Genomic DNA, 17,832 nt, shown 5'->3' with positions numbered 1-17,832 from the left:
GAACGCAACGCCCGGTGGGAAGGTGGACGTACGGCAGGTGTCAGCAGAGGAGCGAGACACATGGTGGACAAGACCAACGGAGCTGCCGCGGGCAACGGCGGCGTAGTGACCGCGGAGCGGCCCGAGCAGATCCGCAACGTTGTCCTGGTCGGGCACAGCGGGTCGGGCAAGACCACGCTCGTCGACGCCATGGCGCTCACCGCGCGGGCGGTCAACCGCGCCGGACGGGTGGAGGACGGCACCTCGCTGTCGGACTACGACGAGATCGAGCATCGCCAGCACCGGTCGGTGCAGCTGTCGGTCGTGCCGGTGGCATGGGCCGGGATGAAGGTCAACTTGGTCGACACCCCCGGATACGCGGACTTCGTGGGCGAGCTGCGGGCGGGGTTGCGCGCGGCCGACGCCGCGCTGTTCGTCATCTCGGCGGCCGAGGGCGCGGACGGAATCGCGGGCGCGACCAGGGCGCTGTGGGAGGAGTGCGCCGCCGTCGGGATGCCGCGCGCGATCGTGATCACCCACCTGGACACGGCGCGCGACGAGTTCGACGTGATGACCGAGACCTGCCGGACGGTGCTGGGCGGCGGATCGTCGGAGAACATTTTGCCGCTGCATCTGCCCGTGTACGGCCCGAAGAACCCGGACGGCCACCGGCCGGTCACCGGCATGGTGGAGCTGCTGCCGCACTGCGTGGGCGACTACTCCTCCGGGGAGGAGGTGCAAGGCGACCCTTCGCCCGATCAGGTACCCGCTCTGGAGGAAGCGCGCAACCGTCTCATCGAGGGCATCATCGCGGAGAGCGAAGACGAGACCCTGATGGAGCGCTATCTCGAGGGCGAGGAGATCAGCCTGGCGACGCTGGTCGCCGACCTGGAGCGCGCGGTCGCCCGCGGCAGCTTCCACCCCGTGCTGTTCGCCGCGCCCGCGCCGGAGGGCGCCAAGCAGGGCCTGGGAACGGTCGAGTTGCTCGAGTTGATCACCGGCGGCTTTCCGACACCGGCCGAGCACGCCATCACCGCCAGCAACGGCGCCGAGCCGCATCCGCTGCGCTGCGACCCGGACGGAGAGCTGGCCGCGGAGGTCATCCGCACCGCCTCCGACCCGTACGTCGGGCGGGTCTGCATGGTCCGCGTCTTCTCCGGCACCTTGCACGCCGACGACACGGTGCACGTCAGCGGACACGGCCTGGAGGATCGGGGCCACGAGAGCCACGAGCTGGACGAGCGGGTCGGCGCGATCTCGGCACCCTTCGGCAAGCAGCAACGCCCGCTGCGGCAGGCGATCGCGGGCGACATCGCCTACGTCACCAAACTGGGTCACGCCGAAACCGGTGACACGCTGTCGTCCACCGACAGCCCCCTGCGGATCGAGCCGTGGCCGATGCCGGACCCGCTGCTGCCCATCGCCATTCGCGCGCACAGCAAGGCCGACGAGGACAAGCTCTCCCAGAGCCTTGCCCGCCTGGCCGCCGAAGATCCGGCACTGCGACTCGAGCACAACGCGCAGACCCATCAGCTGGTGCTCTGGTGCCTCGGCGAAGCGCATCGCGACGTCGCACTGGAACGGTTGCGGACCCGGTTCGGCGTGCAGGTCGACGTGACCGATCACCAGGTGGCGTTGCGGGAGACGTTCGCGGGCAAGGCCACCGGACGCGGCAGACACGTCAAACAGTCCGGCGGGCACGGGCAGTACGCGGTGTGCGAGATCGAGGTCGAACCGCTGCCCGAAGGGGCCGGGATCGAGTTCGTGGACAAAGTGGTCGGTGGAGTTGTTCCGCGCCAATTCATTCCGTCGGTGGAAAAGGGCGTTCGAGCGCAGGCCTCCCGCGGGTTGACCGCCGGATATCCCCTCGTCGACGTGCGCGTCACCCTGTTCGACGGCAAAGCCCACTCCGTCGACTCCTCCGACGCCGCGTTCCAGACCGCAGGCTCCCTCGCCCTGCGCGAGGCAGCGGCGGCCGCGGGGATCAGAGTGCTGGAGCCGCTCGCCGAAGTCTGGGTCCTGGTCTCCGACGACTACGTCGGCCCGGTCCTCAGCGACCTGTCCAGCCGCCGCGGCCGCGTCCTCGGCACCGAACCGCACGGCACCGGCCGCACCCGCGTCCACGCCGAGGTCCCCGAACTCGAACTCAGCCGCTACGCCATCGACCTGCGCTCGATCTCGCACGGCACCGGCGATTTCACCCGTACCTACGCCCGCCACGAACCGATGCCGAACCAAATCGCCGCGTCGGTGCGCGGGGAGAAGGCGCGCGCGTAGCCTGCTCAGACCTGAGGTGGTGGTCCGACGGGCGGCGGACCGGAAGGTTGCGCCGTGCTCAACGTCGGCGGAGGCGGTGCCGTCGCTCCGGGATCGGCGGTATTGGAACCGACATCCAGACCCGTCGGGTGGACGAAGCCCGTGAAGTTCCCGTATTTTTCCGTCAACGGGGGGTTGTTGGGATCCAAGGGAATGAGCTGGCCACCGTCCAGGACGAACAGTCCGTCCATTCCGTTCGGGTTCCTGACGACCAGCGCACTGAATTTCTCCCACTGAAGAATGTCGCCCGTCTTCAGGTCACCGGGACCATTGACCACCGCGGGCGGATGTTCGGCCGTGATCTCACCCGCGGTCCCCTTGTACGCGGATATCGCATCGAGAGCGACGTTCTGCGTCTGTTTCTGCAAAGCCTCTGCCACCGGCGGCGATGCCTGCACCGTCGTATTCCCGATCTGAACCGCCGGCGTCGTGCCGGGTGCCGTTATCGGCGGCGGAGAGCCCGCGTACGTCGGCGCCGTCACGCCGGGAGGAGCCCCCTGCTGAACTGCTTGATTCGCAGTGGTCGTCTGGGCGTTGCGGTTCCGCTCGCGCTCCTCACGCCGCTCCCGCTCCCTTTCCCGATCCCGCTCCGCGTAGGCTCGATCGTCGTCGGGCTGACGATTACCCTGGTTCATCATCCCGCTCATGGCGCTCATCATCGCCATTTGCTGCATCGCATTGGCCATGCCGTTGTCGCCGGTGCTGGCCGCGGGCGCGACGCTACCGGTATTCGCGCCGGTGTTCGTACCCGTCGTCCCCGATCCGGTCCCGGTCTGCAACCCTGCTTGAGTTGCGGCCGGGTACGCGCCCGAGGAGGACGTATCCACACTGCCGCTGTCGGAGATCGGCTGGGTGCCCGTACCCGTCTCGGTCGCCGAGGTGTCGGTGGAATCACCGATCAGGTCGTCGTAGGTGGAACTCCAGTCGTCGTTCGTAGTGCCGGTTTGCTGGGTGGAAGTCTGCTGCGACGGCGGCACATAGGGACTGTTGTTGTTGCCGTTGTTGGAATTATTGTTGGCGTTATTATTGTTGGCGTTATTATTATTATTTGCGTTGTTGTTGTTGTTCGAGTTGTTGTTGTTATTGTTATTGTTATTTTGGTTATCGATATTCTCGGATTTCTTTTGAAACTCCTTCGTTGCCTGCTCGTATTCCTTGTCCCAATTTTCGGCAGCGGAATCTATATGTCGCACGTAGTACGACTGCTCCGCTTCTGCGGTCAGGAAATAGTTTCCCGAATCTTTGTTCTTCTCATAAGCCACGATCTCTGTCATAGAATTGTCGACATCTTTGAAGCTGTACTTCATCTTGCCGTCGACCACTTTCGCACCCGGGAACGCGAACTGGAGCTTCTCATTGAGATCTTCGGTGATCCGCTTGAGTTTCTTGAAGGTATCCGAGTTCAGCACCGCCGAGTCGTCTGTGTCTACCTTGACGTTTTTGTGCGCGTCGGTGTACTCGGTCTGCCGCTTGCTCAACTGCTCTTTCAACGTGTCATGCTTGTCTCTGACCTGCGACCACCCGTCCGCACTCGTGACCTGCTGGCCGTCGAGCACGTTGGTGAAGTCGGGAGCGGCTTTCGGATCACGAGCTCCCAGCGTGTCGAAGCCCCACTGCATCGTGAACTCGGTGTCCTCGATCAGGCTGATCAGGGAGGCGCTGGCGCCCTTCGGCTGATACAGGTCGACCCGATACAAATGTTCTTTCTCGTCGGGCAACTCCCAGCCGTAACCGTCCGCGAACTTCGGAGTGGCAGCCTCGTCTTCCTTCGTCTTTTTCGCGGTGACGACATCTTCCGGGTGTCCGGTTTTCAGCGCATCGATGATCTTCGGGTATTTTTTGGCGACATCGTCGGACGTGTCCCTGGCGAGCATTTCTCGCACCTCGGGCTTCAGCTTGTCGAAGGCTTCTTTGAACTCGGTCGAATTCAGTCCGTCCAGCGCCTTCAGCGAGTCTTCGGCTTGGCCGTCCTGAAAACCGGCCCCGTCCCACGTGCTCGACTCATAGTGCTTGTTGATCTTGTTGACGGCGTCGTCTACATTGCTCATCAGGCGCTCCTCTGCTCACTGGAGCCCTTTGACCCCGCCGAACCGTTCAACAATTCTGTAATGCGCGGGGGCGCCCCGTCGGAGCCGATGGGACTGACGCTTACGCCGTGCGAATCCGTCCCGGCATCCCGCGTCATTCCAGCGTGGGGGTACGCAAGGGCGGGGTCGGTCGCCTCCACTGTCACGCGCGCGACCGCCGGTAGCTGGGGGTGATCAGCGATTTGGCCATACGCATAGAGCGCGTCGCGCAGCGTCTGCCGACCTGGTTCGCCCACGGCGGCCAGCAACAGCAGTTCGTTGGCACGACGCTCGAAGACAATGGCCCGCAGCGCTTCCGCGCTCGATACGTCCGAGGGAAGCCCCCCGGGCGGAGCGTAAGAAGTCCCCGTCTGCCGCGACCGCAATTCCGCCGCCGTCCTGCTGTCGGCGGCGAGTATCTCCTCCAACCAGATCGCCGGAACAGGCCGACCGGCGTGCATTGCATCGAAGATCTGCTGCCGCGCGGCACGGTGGGCGGGAAACTCACCACCGATGTGCGGGACGGCGGCGCGGACCCGGGCATCCGCCACTCGGGCCAGTTCGAGACACTTTGCCCGGATTTCGTTTTCGGGCACCGCATCCGCCTGTAGCAACAATGCGCTCGAACCGGCAAGCGCCAAGCGATCCACGAGTCCGACACCGGGGGTGGTGAAGTCGACGGCGGCCTCGGCAGGCGATACCCCGCCCTCGACAGCGACATCATCGCCAAGGATGGCGAACAGGTCGTCGGAGATGGCCGCAGACGACACCATCGCACTGATTCGAGCGCTCCTGAGTCGGCCTACCGACCCGAACTCCGCGAGCATCCGGGCCGGGTCGGCTGTGCTCTCCAGCGCCGCGGTGGCTCTCCGGGCCGCGTTGTCCAGCACGGCGTCCCATTTCCACGGGAGGGTGACCTCGGACGGCAGGAACAGTCCGGACGGCAGCCAACCACGGCCCTCGGTGGAAGTCAGCAGAACGATGGGCCCGATCGGAGTCCGCATCACCGCCACGGCCCATTCCAGACCATGCGCCGATTGGGCTACGGCAGCGAGAGTAGCGGCGAGCAAGGTACGGGCGAGTGCCAGATCCTCTCCGACCTGTCCACCCACTACCAACGACGAGAAGCGCCGCCTGTTCTCGGACGCATGGGCCATCGATACGAAAGGACCTGTTGCCAGGGGCGCGGGCATCCCCGTGGCCATTCCCGCGGCATCGCCGGCAACGTTCGCCGGGAGCGGTTCCAGCACCGGTGGCGCACCCAGCCCGCCGACTGCACTTCCGGCATTATCCGAATCGCCGGCCATGCCGGCGGCCATGCCTGTCGTGTCGCTCGAGCCGTCGACGGCGGGAGCCGCATCGGTCCGATCGCCGATGTCCGGCTCCGATCCGCTGACCGAATACGGGATCGCCCCGCCCGGCGCGGCGATCCCGGTGGATCCGGCGTCGGACGCCTGCGGCACCGAGGAGACCGATGGTGGAAGCGGCTGGTCGGAGCGTCCGACGTCACCGTCGGGCACGCCCGGCGCACCTGGAGCGTCGGGCGCGACGGAAGGCCGAGGCAGCGGCTGGGTGCCGTTCGTGGAGGGCGTGTCCCCGCTGTCTCCCACCGGGGCCGTGTGATCCGTAGGCGCGCCGGGTGTCGGGCCGACTCGAGGGACTGCGTCGCCGAAACCATCACCGGCGCCTCCGATTCGATGTCCGCCGGAGTGATCGGCCGCCTCGAGCGCCCTCGCGGCGGCGATCAGTTCGTCTCGCGACCGTTCATGGTTGGCGGCGAGGCGTTCGGCGGTGTCATGGCGCCTGTTGTAGTAGTCCACCAGAGCCGCTCGCACTGGATCGGCGATCATGCCGTAGGTGGGCTCGAAGTCGGCAAGCCACTGGTGCGGGATTTCACCCCACTTCCGGATGTTCGCGGCGGCCAGATCGTGCTGCTCGGCGATCGCGCGCAGCTGATCCGGCTCCACATCCAGGTAATTCGGCATGCTCGGTCGATCCCTCCCGCCAGCTATCTCAGGCTCATTGTTCCGCCTTCCCAGAGTTGGGGGCCTGCTGGTCCGGCCCCTTTTCGCCTTGCCATTCCCGCATGACCTCCGACAGCGGCCGTGGCAGATTGTCAGCGTCGTTCATCGCGATGTGGTATTGCCGCCGCGCATCCTCCACGCTCTCGGTGACGGCGGCCATGATTTCGGCGGCCAGCTCTCCATTGTCGAACCGGGCGCAGGTTCCGGGCGCCAGGTAGAGGTCCAGCAACCGGCCGGTCGCGTCGACTTCGGGAATGACCAAGCCGCTCGGGGACGGTCGGCGTGCGACGATCCCGTCGGACCGTTCGCGCATGGCGGCGATGCGGTGCCGCAATTCCCGCCCCAGGCCGAGTGCGGCGCGTACGTTGGGGTGAATTTCTCGCATGGATCCTCACTCATCCGCCGGCAGGACGCCCGCCTGCACTGCGACTGACCGACGATCCTACGGGCTCGGGCGTCGGCGCAGCGGTCGCAGGCTTATCTGTCGTGGCGAGCCCGAGCCGTGCTGCGCGCGCGACATCCGTCAGGGCCAGCACAGCCATTGCCGTGCTGAGTAACCTGCGATCATCGGCGAACATCTCGGTGGTCGGCGTCCGTTGACCCGGAACGAGCAGCCCCAGCGAGGCCGGCCAGCCCCCATCCGGTAGCCGCGCCGCCAGCAGCGCCTGAAATAGCAGGGCGACGTAGCCAGATGCACCCAGCCGCACGGCTGTGATCAGGCGCTGAGCGATGTCGAAGGATGGCTCACAGCCGGGATCAAGGTAACCGTCCGCCGGGCCGACAGCTTCACGCAAGCGCTCCTGCTCCGCTTCGGCGATCCCCCGCGGTATGCCGCCGGAGAGTGCCAGAAACGTCAAGTTGTGTGCCGCGACGTAAGCGTCCGAGCGCCACCAGAACGAATCCCACTTTCCGTTGTCCAGGTGGCGGCTCACAGCATGCGCGCGGATGATCTCGATCGTGGGCGAGTCACCCAGTGCGAGAAGCGCAAGCCCCGCCATGGGAGCAACCTCGTCGTGTTCCTCTGCCCACGAACCGAATACCGGCGACGGAAAGGTGCGCACCGCGCCGACCGGTGTGATGTAGCCGGTAAAAAGATCCGCCGTCAAGGGATATTCGATATCGCGTGTGGCCATCAATCGCACCACCCATGAGGTCGTGTCGGCATCGCACGACACTGATCGGTTGTATCCCCACCCGCCCGGTCGTTGCGAGTCACGCAACGCCGCGACGGCACGGTCGAGCGCCAGGGTACGGCGAGGATCGGGCACGAGGAGGTCCTCGGCCGAGTTCAGCGCGACACCCACACATCCGGTGATCCAGGATTCGGATCTGCCGGGGGGCAATTCATAGTCGCGCCAATGGCCATCGGCATCTTGGTGGCTCACCAAGAACTCGCACGCCGCGGCGATCATTTCGGTGACATCACTGTCCACGGCACCCTGCTTTCCCTCTGAGATCGGACCGGCTAGACCACGACGCGCGCAAGCCGCCCCGGCGGTGTACGCGGACGTCGGCGGCAGGCTCCCACCACCCGGCAAGGTCGCGCCCCCTGCCGATCGAAAGACATGCCACTCCCGAGCACAGCAGGGCCCCACGGACTCGCAATTCCCAGAATTGGGAACAGCGCCGCGAGGAGGCGCGGCGCTGGAGTGAGAGAGTCTGCCGATATGGGTAGAAGTGCCGCAGCGCCGTCCGCAGGCCCCGTCAACGCCGGGCGATCCTGACGATCTCGATGACTGGACCTGCCGGAGAATTCCTGGTCGACGTGGCCGATCGATTGTCGCCGGGTAGCGACCCATCGACCATCCGCGCCATGATGGAACAAGCCTGCGGAGGTCGACTCGACGCGCAGGGGCCGGATGGTCACCGGGCCAGCATGTTGACGATTTCCGGCACGCCGTTCGAAGCCAGTGTCAGCGGTGGCCGGGGGAAATTCACGCCCGCCGTTCGCTACATCACCGAGATCGCGACGCAGGAGACGCAATTCGCCTCTCGTGTCGCCGCTCACCTGGCCTCGATACGCGATCTGGTCGCGTGGCTGCCCAACGGTGATGAGAACGTGGTCGAGATGCTGCAGTCATTTGTCAGGACGCTGTATCCGGACCCTGCCACAGTGCCCGCACAGCATCGTTCGGCGACGTGGACGGGGATTGTTCATCATGTCGCGGCGCCACGTCATGCGGCTCGCCTCAAGGTTTACGGCGGCCTCAAGATCGTGCCGGGGGCATTGGACAGGCTGTGCAGCACCTGGCCCGGCTTCGCCGGGTTGGTCACCGTGCCCGATCACGAGAAGCTCATCACCCCGGTGGCGGCCGCGCTCGAGGTGGATGCACGGGGCGATGTGAACCACAAGATCTACTTGAAGGCACGCTACGACGACGTCGGTGTGCCGATGAAGCTGTCCCGATATTTCGGGCATCCGGCCTGGGAACTGCTGTCCGAGTTCGTCCGGAGTGGCATCGAGGCAGCCGAACTCCACCGACACGACTGGTTCGTGTGCTGTTCGAGAAGCGCGGGCGGCACCGGTTTCGGCCTCTCACTCGGGTCGCGACAACATACCGACTTCGGCGATCTCGTGACCGAACTCGCATCCCGCCACCACGGCACCACATATGCCGTAGACGCACTCGCCCAGGCTGCGGAGTCGTCCGGTGCCGCCTGGCGCTACTCGGCGGTCGGACTGGGCTTCTCCGCCGACCACGGCATCGACAAACTCAACGTCTACGGCACACCCACGTGGAGCGCTGTGTAGCCCGCCGACGCCCAGACGTCAACGAGTCCATCTGCCTCGCGATCCCGGAGGATCACGGACCAGATGGACTCGTCGGCTAGCGCCTGGGGAGCGCCTGAAGAGGCGCTCCTGCACGGGGCCGGAGCGAACTACGGCTTACACATCGAAGTACAGCTCGAACTCGTACGGGTGCGGCCGCAGGTTCACCGGGGCGATCTCGCCCTCGCGCTTGAGGGTGATCCAGGTCTCGATCAGGTCCTCGGTGAAGACGTTGCCTTCGGTGAGGTAGTCGTGGTCCTGCTCGAGGCGGTCGATGACCGATGCCAGGCTGGTGGGGGCCTGGGGGATGTTCTTGGCCTCCTCCGGCGGGAGCTCGTAGAGGTCCTTGTCGACCGGGGCCAGCGGCTCGATCTTCTTCTTGATGCCGTCCAGGCCCGCCATCAGCATGGCGGCGAAGGCCAGGTACGGGTTGCCCGAGGAGTCCGGTGCGCGGAACTCGATGCGCTTGGCCTTCGGGTTGTTGCCGGTGACCGGGATGCGGACCGCGGCGGAGCGATTGCGCTGCGAGTACACCAGGTTGATGGGGGCCTCGTAACCCGGCACCAGACGGTGGTAGGAGTTCACGGTCGGGTTGGTGAACGCCAGCAGCGACGGCGCGTGGTGCAGGATGCCGCCGATGTAGTGGCGGGCGATATCGGACAGGCCACCGTAGCCGGCCTCGTCGTGGAACAGCGGCTTGCCGTCCTTCCACAGCGACTGGTGCGCATGCATGCCCGAGCCGTTGTCACCGAAGAGGGGCTTCGGCATGAAGGTGACGGTCTTGCCCTCGGCCCACGCGGTGTTCTTCACGATGTACTTGAACAGCTGCAGGTCGTCGGCCGCGCCGAGCAGGGTGTTGAACCTGTAGTTGATCTCGGCCTGACCGGCGGTGCCGACCTCGTGGTGGCCGCGCTCGAGCTCGAAGCCCGCGTTCTGCAGGTTGGTCGAGATCTTGTCGCGCAGGTCGACGTAGTGGTCGTACGGCGCGACGGGGAAGTAACCGCCCTTGTTGCGCACCTTGTAGCCGCGGTTCAGGGTGCCGTCCGGGTTGAACTCGGCACCGGTGTTCCAGGAACCGGAGACCGATTCGATCTCGTAGAAGGCGCCGTTCATGGCCGAGTCGTAACGGATGGAATCGAAGATGTAGAACTCCGCCTCGGCGCCGAAGTACGCGGTGTCGGCGATACCGGTGGAGCGCAGGTACTCCTCCGCCTTGCGCGCGATGTTGCGCGGGTCGCGGCTGTAGGCCTCCCGGGTGAACGGGTCGTGCACGAAGAAGTTGAGGTTCAGCGTCTTGGCGGCGCGGAACGGGTCGACGCGCGCGGTGGAGAAGTCGGGCAGCAGGAGCATGTCCGACTCGTCGATGGACTGGAACCCACGAACGGAGGAGCCGTCGAACGCTAGCCCTTCCTCGGCGAGGTCGGTGGTGAAGGCCTTCCCCGGGATCGAGAAGTGCTGCTGCACACCGGGCAGGTCGCTGAACCGGATGTCGACGTACTCGATGTCCTCGTCAGCGATGAATTTGATGACCTCGTCGGCCGTGCTGAACGTCACTTGTTCTCCTTACGGATCGGTTCCCAGCCAGTGTCGCTTGCATGGGTTCGTCGCGACCAGACGCTATGGATGCCGTGTTTCCCCGCAGTCAAGGATGTGTTTCGCCGGTGTTACACGTGCCTCCGGCCGCGTGGTACTGACCACCCGGACTCGACTTGCATGGTAGTCCGGCCTCCGCCGACATGCTCGCCGACGCTGAACTCCGCTTATGCGATCCCGGGCACAGGTCCGTCCGCGCCTATTCTGGGGGCATGGCACGCATCACCGGCTCCTGGCTCTCCGGACCTCCGGCCGACTCCGGCGGCCCGGCAACCCCCGAGTTCCCCGGTGCGGAACTCGGGCTGCCGAAGACCGGAGCGGGCTCGCTGGCCGGTATGGGGCGCCGCATCGCCGCCCTGTTCGTGGACTGGATGATCGCGCTCGGCATCGCGGCCCTGATCGTCCGCGGCAGTTCGGCGTCGAGTGTGACGTTGCTCATCTGGTTCGTCATCGGCGTCGGCGCGGTCACGCTGTTCGGGTTCACGCCGGGGCAGTATTTCCTGCGGTTGCGGACGGTGCGTATCGACGCGGACGCGCCGGTCGGGTTCGTCCGAGCGCTGGCCAGGCAGGTTTTGCTGCTGTTCGTGGTGCCCGCGCTGTTCACCGACGCCGACGGGCGCGGCATGCACGACCGCGCGACCGGCACGGCGCTGGTGCGCTCACGCTGAGCGCCGGTTTCGGCCGGTAGCGCGAACCGGGCGCGGCTCGAGCCATGTCCTCGCGCCCGATCACAGACGAAAGGCCCGCGTCCTCGGACGCGAGCCTTTCGACCGAGCAGGATCAGCGGCGGCGGATGGTCCGCTGCACGCCGCGCATCTTGGCGCCCGCGGGCATCGGCCCCTTCGGCAGGGCGGGCCCGCCGCGCGCGCTGAGGGCCGACAACCGGCCTTCGATGAGGTCCATCCGCTTGGTGTCGATGTTGCGCGGCAGCTTGGTGAGGTAGCGCTGCAGGTCCTTGAGCGGAACCTGGCCCTCGTCGTTCCCGATGACGACGTCGTAGATCGGGGTATCGCCGATCAGCCGGGCGGTGCGCTTCTTCTCCTGGGCGAGCAGCGACTTGACCCGTTGCGGGGAGCCTTCGGCGACCAGCACCACGCCGGGCAGGCCGATCACCCGGTGCACCGCGTCCAACTGGGTGGTGGCGGCGATGCCGTTGCTCACCCGCCACTTGCCCTGGAGGTTGTCCAGCACCCAGGCCGCGGCGCCCGCCTGGCCCTCGGCCTTGCGGTAGACGCTCTTCTGCACCCGCCTGCCGAAGATGATGAACGCCACCAGCGCCCCCAGCACAACGCCCAGCGGAACCAGGAACCAGGTCAGCCCGAAGACGAGGCCGATCACGACGAAGACGGCGGTGATGCCGACCAAGGCGCCGATCATCAGCGGCAGCAGCAGCTTGTCTTCCTTGCGCTGCATCTGGAACGCCTGCCACAGCTGTTTGCGGCGTTCTCTCGACTGCTGCTTGCGGGCCGCTTTCGCCGCGGCCTTCGCTTCCTTGGTGGGCTTGCCTGCTGCCATGTCTCTCAGGATAGTGCCCAGGTAGTCGCGGCTTTGCCGTGGGACAGCGGCCTGGTCGGTTCTACCCGCGCCGGGCGATCGGGCCGAGCACCGTGAGATCCAGGTCGCCCGACGCCTCGGTCCAGCCCATCGCGCGCAACTCGACGGGGGTCGCCACACCGAGGGCGTCGCGCAGGCCGACGACGACCGAGCGGGCGAACTCGACCAGGCTGTTCGGCGCGATGGGCCAGAACAGGGTCCTGGTCCAGTTGTCCGCGTCGCGCCGCACCACGGGCTCGTGCCAGCCCAGTGCGCGTAACTCCTGCGCGGCGGGCTCCGGTATGGGGTTGCTCAGGTAATGGTTCCCGGCCAGTTCAGCGGACAATTTGATGTCGTATTGGACAAATTGGACATAGCGATTTCCGGGTGCGGCGATGATCAGGGTCGCCCGTGAGGGCAACTCCGAAAGACAGTGCGCCAGCGCTTGCACGAACCGTTCCCAGTCCGCGGTAGCCGGCTCGTTCATTCTTCCCCCGGGTATTCGCACTGGCATGATCATACGCCGACCCCATCGGACACCGGATGGATTACCTTGTGCCACCGATGAGTTGGACCCAGCCATAGCCATTCGCCATGGCCTGCCTCGATATTACGCCGCCGCTGTATCCCGTTGCGCCTCCTTCACCCACGTGACCTGCCCGTATCGCCGGAACACCGGCGCGCACGGCTTACCGCTCGCCGGGCGCAACGCCCAGGACGCGACCCCGCGGGCCGCGAAAGATCCCCGGTAGAAATGATGGACGACCGCCGATCCGTGCGCCCTATGCGACATGAATGCACCGGTGAGTTCGAAAAACGCACCGGCACAGGCCCATTCCTTCACCAGCCGGATACGTGGTGGCGCGATCACCATCGCGCCGGGAATCTCCGAAATCCGAGAATGGTCCGCACATACGCCGGATATCCCGGCTCGGTGTTCTCCGCCATCGTCCACTCCTTCGCAGGCCCTGATGTGCGGATGGCGGTCACGTTCGGCCACGCGTCATCGGTACGACCGCCGAAGCCCTCCATGGGTGACAACCGCGAATCCGCACTCCGGAACGGCCGCCGGATGCCGGTCTGCTCAGGAACGGCGGATGGCGTCCGCCCGGCAACCACCCTGGTTCCGGGGGCTGGACGGCTATCCGGGCACACTCGATAGTCCTATGGTGACCGAACGAGCCGTCCTGCCGCGTGCCGTGTGCGGCCTGCTGTTGCTGCTGGCGGCGTTCACTCCGGTGACCGCCGCCGCCGAGCCGCTGGCGGTGCACTATCAGTGGAAGCAGACGTTCATCGACGGCAAGGACGGCACCCGGCTGCACGCGGACATCCTGCGCCCGGCCGATGTCTCCGACGACACCCGCACACCCGTCATCCTCACCGTCAGCCCGTATCGCGCGCACCTGGCGTACCTGAGTGAGCCGCGCCTGACCGGGGGCCCGTCCACCGACAATCTCACCGCCGAACTGTTCCTGAACGCGGGCTACACCTACGTCATCGTCGACCTGCGCGGGTTCGGCGGCTCCGACGGCTGCCCGGACTTCGGCGGCCCCGGCGAACGCGCGGATGTCGCCGCCGCCGTGGAGTGGGCGGCGGGTCAGCCTTGGTCCACCGGGAAGGTCGGGTTGTTCGGCACGTCGTACGAAGCCTGGACCGGTCTCATGGGCTCCGCCATGGCCCCTGAGGGCCTGGCCGCGGTGGGCGCGTTCGAGCCGGTCGTCGACCCGTACTCCTACCTGTACATGCAGGGCGTCTCGTGGAAGTTCTCCGGCAAGCCGATTACCGAGAGCGGTGTGCGCCCCGCCGACTTCGCGGGGCTGGAGCATCTGCTCATCGCGTCGACCCCACCGCGCCCGGAGGACTCCGGCGAATACCAGGCGAACGCGACGCAATTGCCGTGGCAGTGCTATCGGCAGTATCTGGCCGAGATCGGCGACCACAATCCGGACACCGCCTTCTGGCGCGACCGCGACCTCGTCGCGCGACTGCGCGGCAACACGATCCCGCTGTTCCTCGGTCAGGGCTTCGTCGACTACAACACCCGGGCCTACCGAGTGTTCGACTTGTGGAACAGCCTCGGGCCCGGCGAGCATCGGGCCTGGTTCGGTCAGTGGGGGCACCGCACCTGCCACGACAAATGCGGCACACCCCACTTCGACACCGAGCTGCTCGCGTTCTTCGACAAGCACGTCGCGGGTCGCGATGTGGTGGTTGCCGGACCGCGGATCACCGTCGGCCAATTCGACGGCCGCTGGCGCGCGGAGACCGCGTGGCCGCCCGCCGACGCGCGGCGAATCCCGGTCGAACTTCGAACCGGCGAGTACACCGACCGGGGCCTGATCCCCGGGCCCGACCGGGAACTCTGGTCGGTCTCCGCGCCGCTGACCGGGGACCAGCACCTGTCCGGCATCCCCACCGCCACCCTGCGGCTGAGCGGCCCTGCGAGCGCGACGGTCGCGGTCGAGCTCTACGACATCGCACCCGACCTGCGCGCGACCGTGATCACCCGCGGGATCGCCCCCGTCCGCGACGTCGCCGAGGTCCGCCTGCTGGCTCAGGATTGGCCGATCGCGGCCGGTCACCGAATCGGCGTGCGGGTCACCGACGTGGTCGACGACGTGTGGTCGCACTCCCCCGCCTTCGCCTCCGTCACGGTGAGGTCCGCGCGCATCGAACTGCCCCTGCTGACCGGAACGCGCCGTCCCGATCTGCCGGGTGGGCTCACCGAAGGCATCGTGAAGTGGCGAAACGAGAAGACGATCGCCCTGGACCCGAGCATGTTGAACAATGCAACGGTGTCCATGAATCTGCCCGACCGCACCGGTGACCGATGACGGAACCGGTCGACGACCTGACCGCCGAACGCCTCGCCGCCGCGCTGCGATGCGCGACGGTGTCCACCGACGACCCGCGTGACGCCGACAGCGCGGCGTTCGAACGCCTCGACGCGCACCTGCGGGCATCCTTTCCCCGGGTGCACGCCGAACTCGAACTGCGACAGTTCGCGCACAGCAGGCTCTACCGCTGGCCGGGCGTCGAACCGGACCGGGTGGCCGCCATCCTGCTCGCGCACCAGGACGTGGTGCCGGTGGACGACCTCGAGCGCTGGACCCACCCACCGTTCGCCGGCGTGGTCGACGAGGAATACATCTGGGGCCGTGGCGCGATCGACGACAAGAGCCGGGTGCTGGCCATCCTGGAGGCGGTCGAGTCCGCGCTCGCCGCGGGCCTGCGGCCCCGGCACACCGTGTACCTGGCCTTCGGGCACGACGAGGAGGTCTTCGGCGGCGACGGCGCCGAGCGGATGGCCGCCCACCTGCGACAGGCGGGCGTGCGCGCGGATCTACTGCTGGACGAGGGCGGTGTGATCACCTCGGGCATCGTCGACGGCGTGCGGCAGCCGGTGGCGACGATCATGCTCGGCGAGAAGGGCTACGCGACGGTGCGGTTGTCGGTCACCGAGGTGGGCGGGCATTCGTCCATGCCGGGCAAGCAGACGGCGGTCGGCCGGATCGCGCGAGCCGTGGCCCGCATCCAGGACAATCCGATGCCACTGCGCCTGACCCCGGTGATCGCGGACATGCTGGCCAGGATGCGCCAGGTCATGCCGGGCCCCCGGCGGCGCCTGCTCGGCCTGGCGGGCGTCGCCGCGCCGGTGATCACCCGGGTGATGGCGGCCCAGCCACAGACCGAGGCGATGGTGCGCACCACCACGGCGCCGACGGTGATCCGCGGCGGCGTGCGGGCGAATGTGCTGCCCCAGCGGGCCGAGGCCATGGTGAACTTCCGCATCCTGCCCGGCGACACGGTCGCCTCGGTGCTCGCCCACTGCCGGAAAGTGGTGCGCGACAAAGGGATCGATTTCGAGCTGATCGGTATGTCGTCGGAGCCGTCGCGGATCACGGGGCCCGGCCCCGCCTTCGAGCTGATCGCCGGTATCGCCCGTGCCGTCGTCCCCGATATCGCGGTGACCACCGGCATCGTCCCCGGCGCGACCGACTCCAGGCACTACGACGACCTGGCGGACACCCGGTGCAATTTCGCGCCGATCGTGCTGGAGGCGGGCGACCTGGCCTCGATCCACGGAACCGACGAGCGCCTTTCCCGCGTCAACTACGCTCGACTCATCGAGTTCAACCGGCGGCTGATCGAGCATTTCGCGACGGTCGGCGCGCCAGAAACGTCAGGAGCCCAGGCATGACGACCAAGCCGACGGCGGGCGACGCCACGCCCACCGAGCCGCCCGCGATCCGCACCGAGTCCGGTGAGTTCGACGGAGCAGACGGCGCGGTCGCCTGGCGCGCGTGGCTGCCGGAGGGCGCCGCGCGGGGCGTGATCGTCCTGGTGCACGGCGTGGCCGAGCATTCCGGCCGCTACACCCACGTCGGCCGGCGGCTGGTCGGCGCGGGTTTCGCGGTCTACGCCCTCGACCACATCGGGCACGGGAAGTCCGCGGGCGGCAAGGCCAACATCGGCTCCATGGCGGCCGCCGCCGACAACGTCGCCGCCATGCTGGCCATCGCGAGCCGTGAGCAGCCCGGCGTGCCGCGCTTCGTGGTCGCGCACTCGATGGGCAGTCTGATCACCCTGTCTCTGGCCACCCGCGAGCCGATCGACGTCGCGGGCATCGTGCTGTCCGCCCCGCCGCTGGACATCCCGGTGGGCAATCCGGTGCAGCGCGGTCTGGCACCGGTGTTGAGCCGGTTCACTCCGAATCTGGGTGTGCTGAAGCTGGATTCGTCGCAGATCAGCCGCGACCCTGCGGTGGTCGCGGCCTACGACAACGATCCGCTGGTCTACCGGGGCAAGCTGCCCGCCCGCACCGCCGCCGAGATGCTGAGCGCGACGGATTCGGTCAAGCAGCGACTGGCGCGGCTCACCGCGCCGGTGCTGGTGCTGCACGGCACCGCCGACGCGATCGCCGCGCCATCCAGCTCCGATCTCATCGAGCGCGGCGCGGGGTCGAAGGATCTCACGGTGATCCGCTACGAGGGCCTCTACCACGAGGTGTTCAACGAGCCCGAGCAGCACAAGGTCCTCGACGACGTCGTCGGCTGGCTGGAAGCGCACCTTACCGGAAAGTAGTATCTCGACATGAGTACAACCGGATCCATCGCGTTCATCCGCGCCAGCTGGCACAGCTCGATCGTCGGTAAGGCCTACGAGGGCTTCCGCACCGAATACACCGACCTCGGTTTCGATCCCGCAGGCATCGACGTCTACGAGGTGCCGGGCGCCTTCGAGATCCCGCTGCACGCCAAGCGCCTCGCGCACTCCGGCCGGTACGCGGCGATCGTCGCGTCCGCGCTGGTGGTGGACGGCGGCATCTACCGGCACGACTTCGTGGCGTCGGCGGTGATCGACGGGTTGATGCGAGTGCAGCTGGACACCGACGTGCCGGTGTTCTCGGTCGTGCTCACCCCGCACCACTTCCACGAGCACAGCGAGCACGTCACGTACTTCACCGAGCACTTCCTGACCAAGGGCGCCGAGGCGGCCCGCGCGCTGGCGGGCACGCTCAGCTCGCTGCGGTCGCTGCCGGTGTAGGCGC

Annotated in this window: 14 protein-coding genes and 1 pseudogene; 7 read left to right on the top strand and 8 right to left on the bottom strand. The window is 67.1% G+C overall.

Going from position 1 to position 17,832, the window contains the following annotated elements:
- The first annotated feature begins 60 nt into the window (after positions 1-60).
- Positions 61-2,256, top strand: a complete 2,196-nt coding sequence (locus tag ACZ6DL_RS16630) for an elongation factor G-like protein EF-G2 (RefSeq protein WP_466051894.1) — start codon at positions 61-63, stop codon at positions 2,254-2,256.
- A gap of 5 nt (positions 2,257-2,261) precedes the next feature.
- Here ACZ6DL_RS16630 and ACZ6DL_RS16625 read toward each other — a convergent pair whose 3' ends face one another.
- The 5 genes and pseudogenes from ACZ6DL_RS16625 to ACZ6DL_RS16605 all read right to left on the bottom strand — a co-directional run bounded on the left by ACZ6DL_RS16625 (position 2,262) and on the right by ACZ6DL_RS16605 (position 7,818).
- Positions 2,262-4,343 (bottom strand): hypothetical protein, encoded by a 2,082-nt coding sequence (locus ACZ6DL_RS16625; protein WP_466051892.1) that lies wholly within the window; start codon positions 4,341-4,343, stop codon positions 2,262-2,264.
- A complete protein-coding gene (locus ACZ6DL_RS16620; RefSeq protein ID WP_466052014.1) occupies positions 4,343-5,824 on the bottom strand; it encodes a hypothetical protein in 1,482 nt (493 codons plus the stop codon). The genes ACZ6DL_RS16625 and ACZ6DL_RS16620 overlap by 1 nt, the downstream gene beginning before the upstream one ends.
- Positions 5,825-6,061: 237 nt before the next feature.
- A pseudogene (locus tag ACZ6DL_RS16615) lies at positions 6,062-6,346 on the bottom strand (type VII secretion target); the annotation flags it as partial.
- Positions 6,347-6,380: 34 nt separating this feature from the next.
- Positions 6,381-6,770, bottom strand: a complete 390-nt coding sequence (locus tag ACZ6DL_RS16610; RefSeq protein ID WP_466051890.1) for a hypothetical protein — start codon at positions 6,768-6,770, stop codon at positions 6,381-6,383.
- Positions 6,771-6,780: 10 nt separating this feature from the next.
- Positions 6,781-7,818, bottom strand: coding sequence for a prenyltransferase/squalene oxidase repeat-containing protein (locus ACZ6DL_RS16605; protein WP_466051888.1), 1,038 nt, complete (start codon positions 7,816-7,818; stop codon positions 6,781-6,783).
- A 299-nt stretch (positions 7,819-8,117) separates the two neighbouring features.
- Here ACZ6DL_RS16605 and ACZ6DL_RS16600 point away from each other — a divergent pair, with 299 nt between their 5' ends.
- Positions 8,118-9,137, top strand: a complete 1,020-nt coding sequence (locus tag ACZ6DL_RS16600) for a hypothetical protein (protein WP_466051886.1) — start codon at positions 8,118-8,120, stop codon at positions 9,135-9,137.
- A gap of 135 nt (positions 9,138-9,272) precedes the next feature.
- Here ACZ6DL_RS16600 and glnA read toward each other — a convergent pair whose 3' ends face one another.
- On the bottom strand, positions 9,273-10,709 hold the full coding sequence (gene glnA, locus ACZ6DL_RS16595) for a type I glutamate--ammonia ligase (protein ID WP_466051884.1): 1,437 nt from the start codon (positions 10,707-10,709) through the stop codon (positions 9,273-9,275).
- Positions 10,710-10,960: 251 nt separating this feature from the next.
- Here glnA and ACZ6DL_RS16590 point away from each other — a divergent pair, with 251 nt between their 5' ends.
- Positions 10,961-11,416 carry an RDD family protein gene (locus ACZ6DL_RS16590; protein ID WP_062976623.1) on the top strand — a complete coding sequence of 152 codons (456 nt, stop codon included), beginning with the start codon at positions 10,961-10,963 and terminating at the stop codon, positions 11,414-11,416.
- Between the two features lie 112 nt (positions 11,417-11,528).
- Here ACZ6DL_RS16590 and ACZ6DL_RS16585 read toward each other — a convergent pair whose 3' ends face one another.
- Together ACZ6DL_RS16585 and ACZ6DL_RS16580 are read right to left on the bottom strand one after the other, a co-directional pair.
- A complete protein-coding gene (locus tag ACZ6DL_RS16585; RefSeq protein ID WP_063049043.1) occupies positions 11,529-12,263 on the bottom strand; it encodes a DUF4191 domain-containing protein in 735 nt (244 codons plus the stop codon).
- A gap of 61 nt (positions 12,264-12,324) precedes the next feature.
- Positions 12,325-12,768: a TY-Chap domain-containing protein gene (locus tag ACZ6DL_RS16580; protein ID WP_466051881.1), complete on the bottom strand. Its 444-nt coding sequence runs from the start codon at positions 12,766-12,768 to the stop codon at positions 12,325-12,327.
- A gap of 679 nt (positions 12,769-13,447) precedes the next feature.
- On the opposite strand from ACZ6DL_RS16580, the gene ACZ6DL_RS16575 reads away from it, so the two are divergent.
- From ACZ6DL_RS16575 to ACZ6DL_RS16560, 4 genes are read left to right on the top strand one after another with little or no spacing between them, the layout of a single operon-like run.
- The gene (locus ACZ6DL_RS16575) at positions 13,448-15,115 is read left to right on the top strand and encodes a CocE/NonD family hydrolase (protein WP_466052007.1); all 1,668 of its coding nucleotides are present in this window, start codon (positions 13,448-13,450) and stop codon (positions 15,113-15,115) included.
- Entirely contained in the window at positions 15,112-16,482 is a 1,371-nt protein-coding gene (locus ACZ6DL_RS16570; protein ID WP_466051879.1) for a M20 family peptidase, read from the top strand. Before ACZ6DL_RS16575 ends, ACZ6DL_RS16570 begins: the two co-directional genes overlap by 4 nt.
- Entirely contained in the window at positions 16,479-17,366 is an 888-nt protein-coding gene (locus ACZ6DL_RS16565; protein ID WP_466051877.1) for an alpha/beta hydrolase, read from the top strand. Before ACZ6DL_RS16570 ends, ACZ6DL_RS16565 begins: the two co-directional genes overlap by 4 nt.
- 9 nt (positions 17,367-17,375) lie before the next feature.
- Entirely contained in the window at positions 17,376-17,828 is a 453-nt protein-coding gene (locus ACZ6DL_RS16560; protein WP_040865773.1) for a 6,7-dimethyl-8-ribityllumazine synthase, read from the top strand.
- Positions 17,829-17,832: the final 4 nt, after the last annotated feature.

This window comes from Nocardia sp. NPDC041819 (assembly GCF_055590505.1).
Note: the sequence above shows the minus strand (reverse complement) of the source record. Positions and strands in the feature narration are given on the sequence as shown.

Excerpts from the sequence above, each read along its gene's own strand:
- ACZ6DL_RS16630 (WP_466051894.1), top strand. The coding sequence starts at position 61 with ATGGTGGACAAGACCAACGGAGCTGCCGCGGGCAACGGCGGCGTAGTG.
- ACZ6DL_RS16625 (WP_466051892.1), bottom strand. The coding sequence starts at position 4,343 with ATGAGCAATGTAGACGACGCCGTCAACAAGATCAACAAGCACTATGAG.
- ACZ6DL_RS16610 (WP_466051890.1), bottom strand. The coding sequence starts at position 6,770 with ATGCGAGAAATTCACCCCAACGTACGCGCCGCACTCGGCCTGGGGCGG.
- ACZ6DL_RS16600 (WP_466051886.1), top strand. The coding sequence starts at position 8,118 with ATGACTGGACCTGCCGGAGAATTCCTGGTCGACGTGGCCGATCGATTG.
- ACZ6DL_RS16590 (WP_062976623.1), top strand. The coding sequence starts at position 10,961 with ATGGCACGCATCACCGGCTCCTGGCTCTCCGGACCTCCGGCCGACTCC.
- ACZ6DL_RS16585 (WP_063049043.1), bottom strand. The coding sequence starts at position 12,263 with ATGGCAGCAGGCAAGCCCACCAAGGAAGCGAAGGCCGCGGCGAAAGCG.
- ACZ6DL_RS16580 (WP_466051881.1), bottom strand. The coding sequence starts at position 12,768 with ATGAACGAGCCGGCTACCGCGGACTGGGAACGGTTCGTGCAAGCGCTG.
- ACZ6DL_RS16575 (WP_466052007.1), top strand. The coding sequence starts at position 13,448 with ATGGTGACCGAACGAGCCGTCCTGCCGCGTGCCGTGTGCGGCCTGCTG.
- ACZ6DL_RS16570 (WP_466051879.1), top strand. The coding sequence starts at position 15,112 with ATGACGGAACCGGTCGACGACCTGACCGCCGAACGCCTCGCCGCCGCG.
- ACZ6DL_RS16565 (WP_466051877.1), top strand. The coding sequence starts at position 16,479 with ATGACGACCAAGCCGACGGCGGGCGACGCCACGCCCACCGAGCCGCCC.
- ACZ6DL_RS16560 (WP_040865773.1), top strand. The coding sequence starts at position 17,376 with ATGAGTACAACCGGATCCATCGCGTTCATCCGCGCCAGCTGGCACAGC.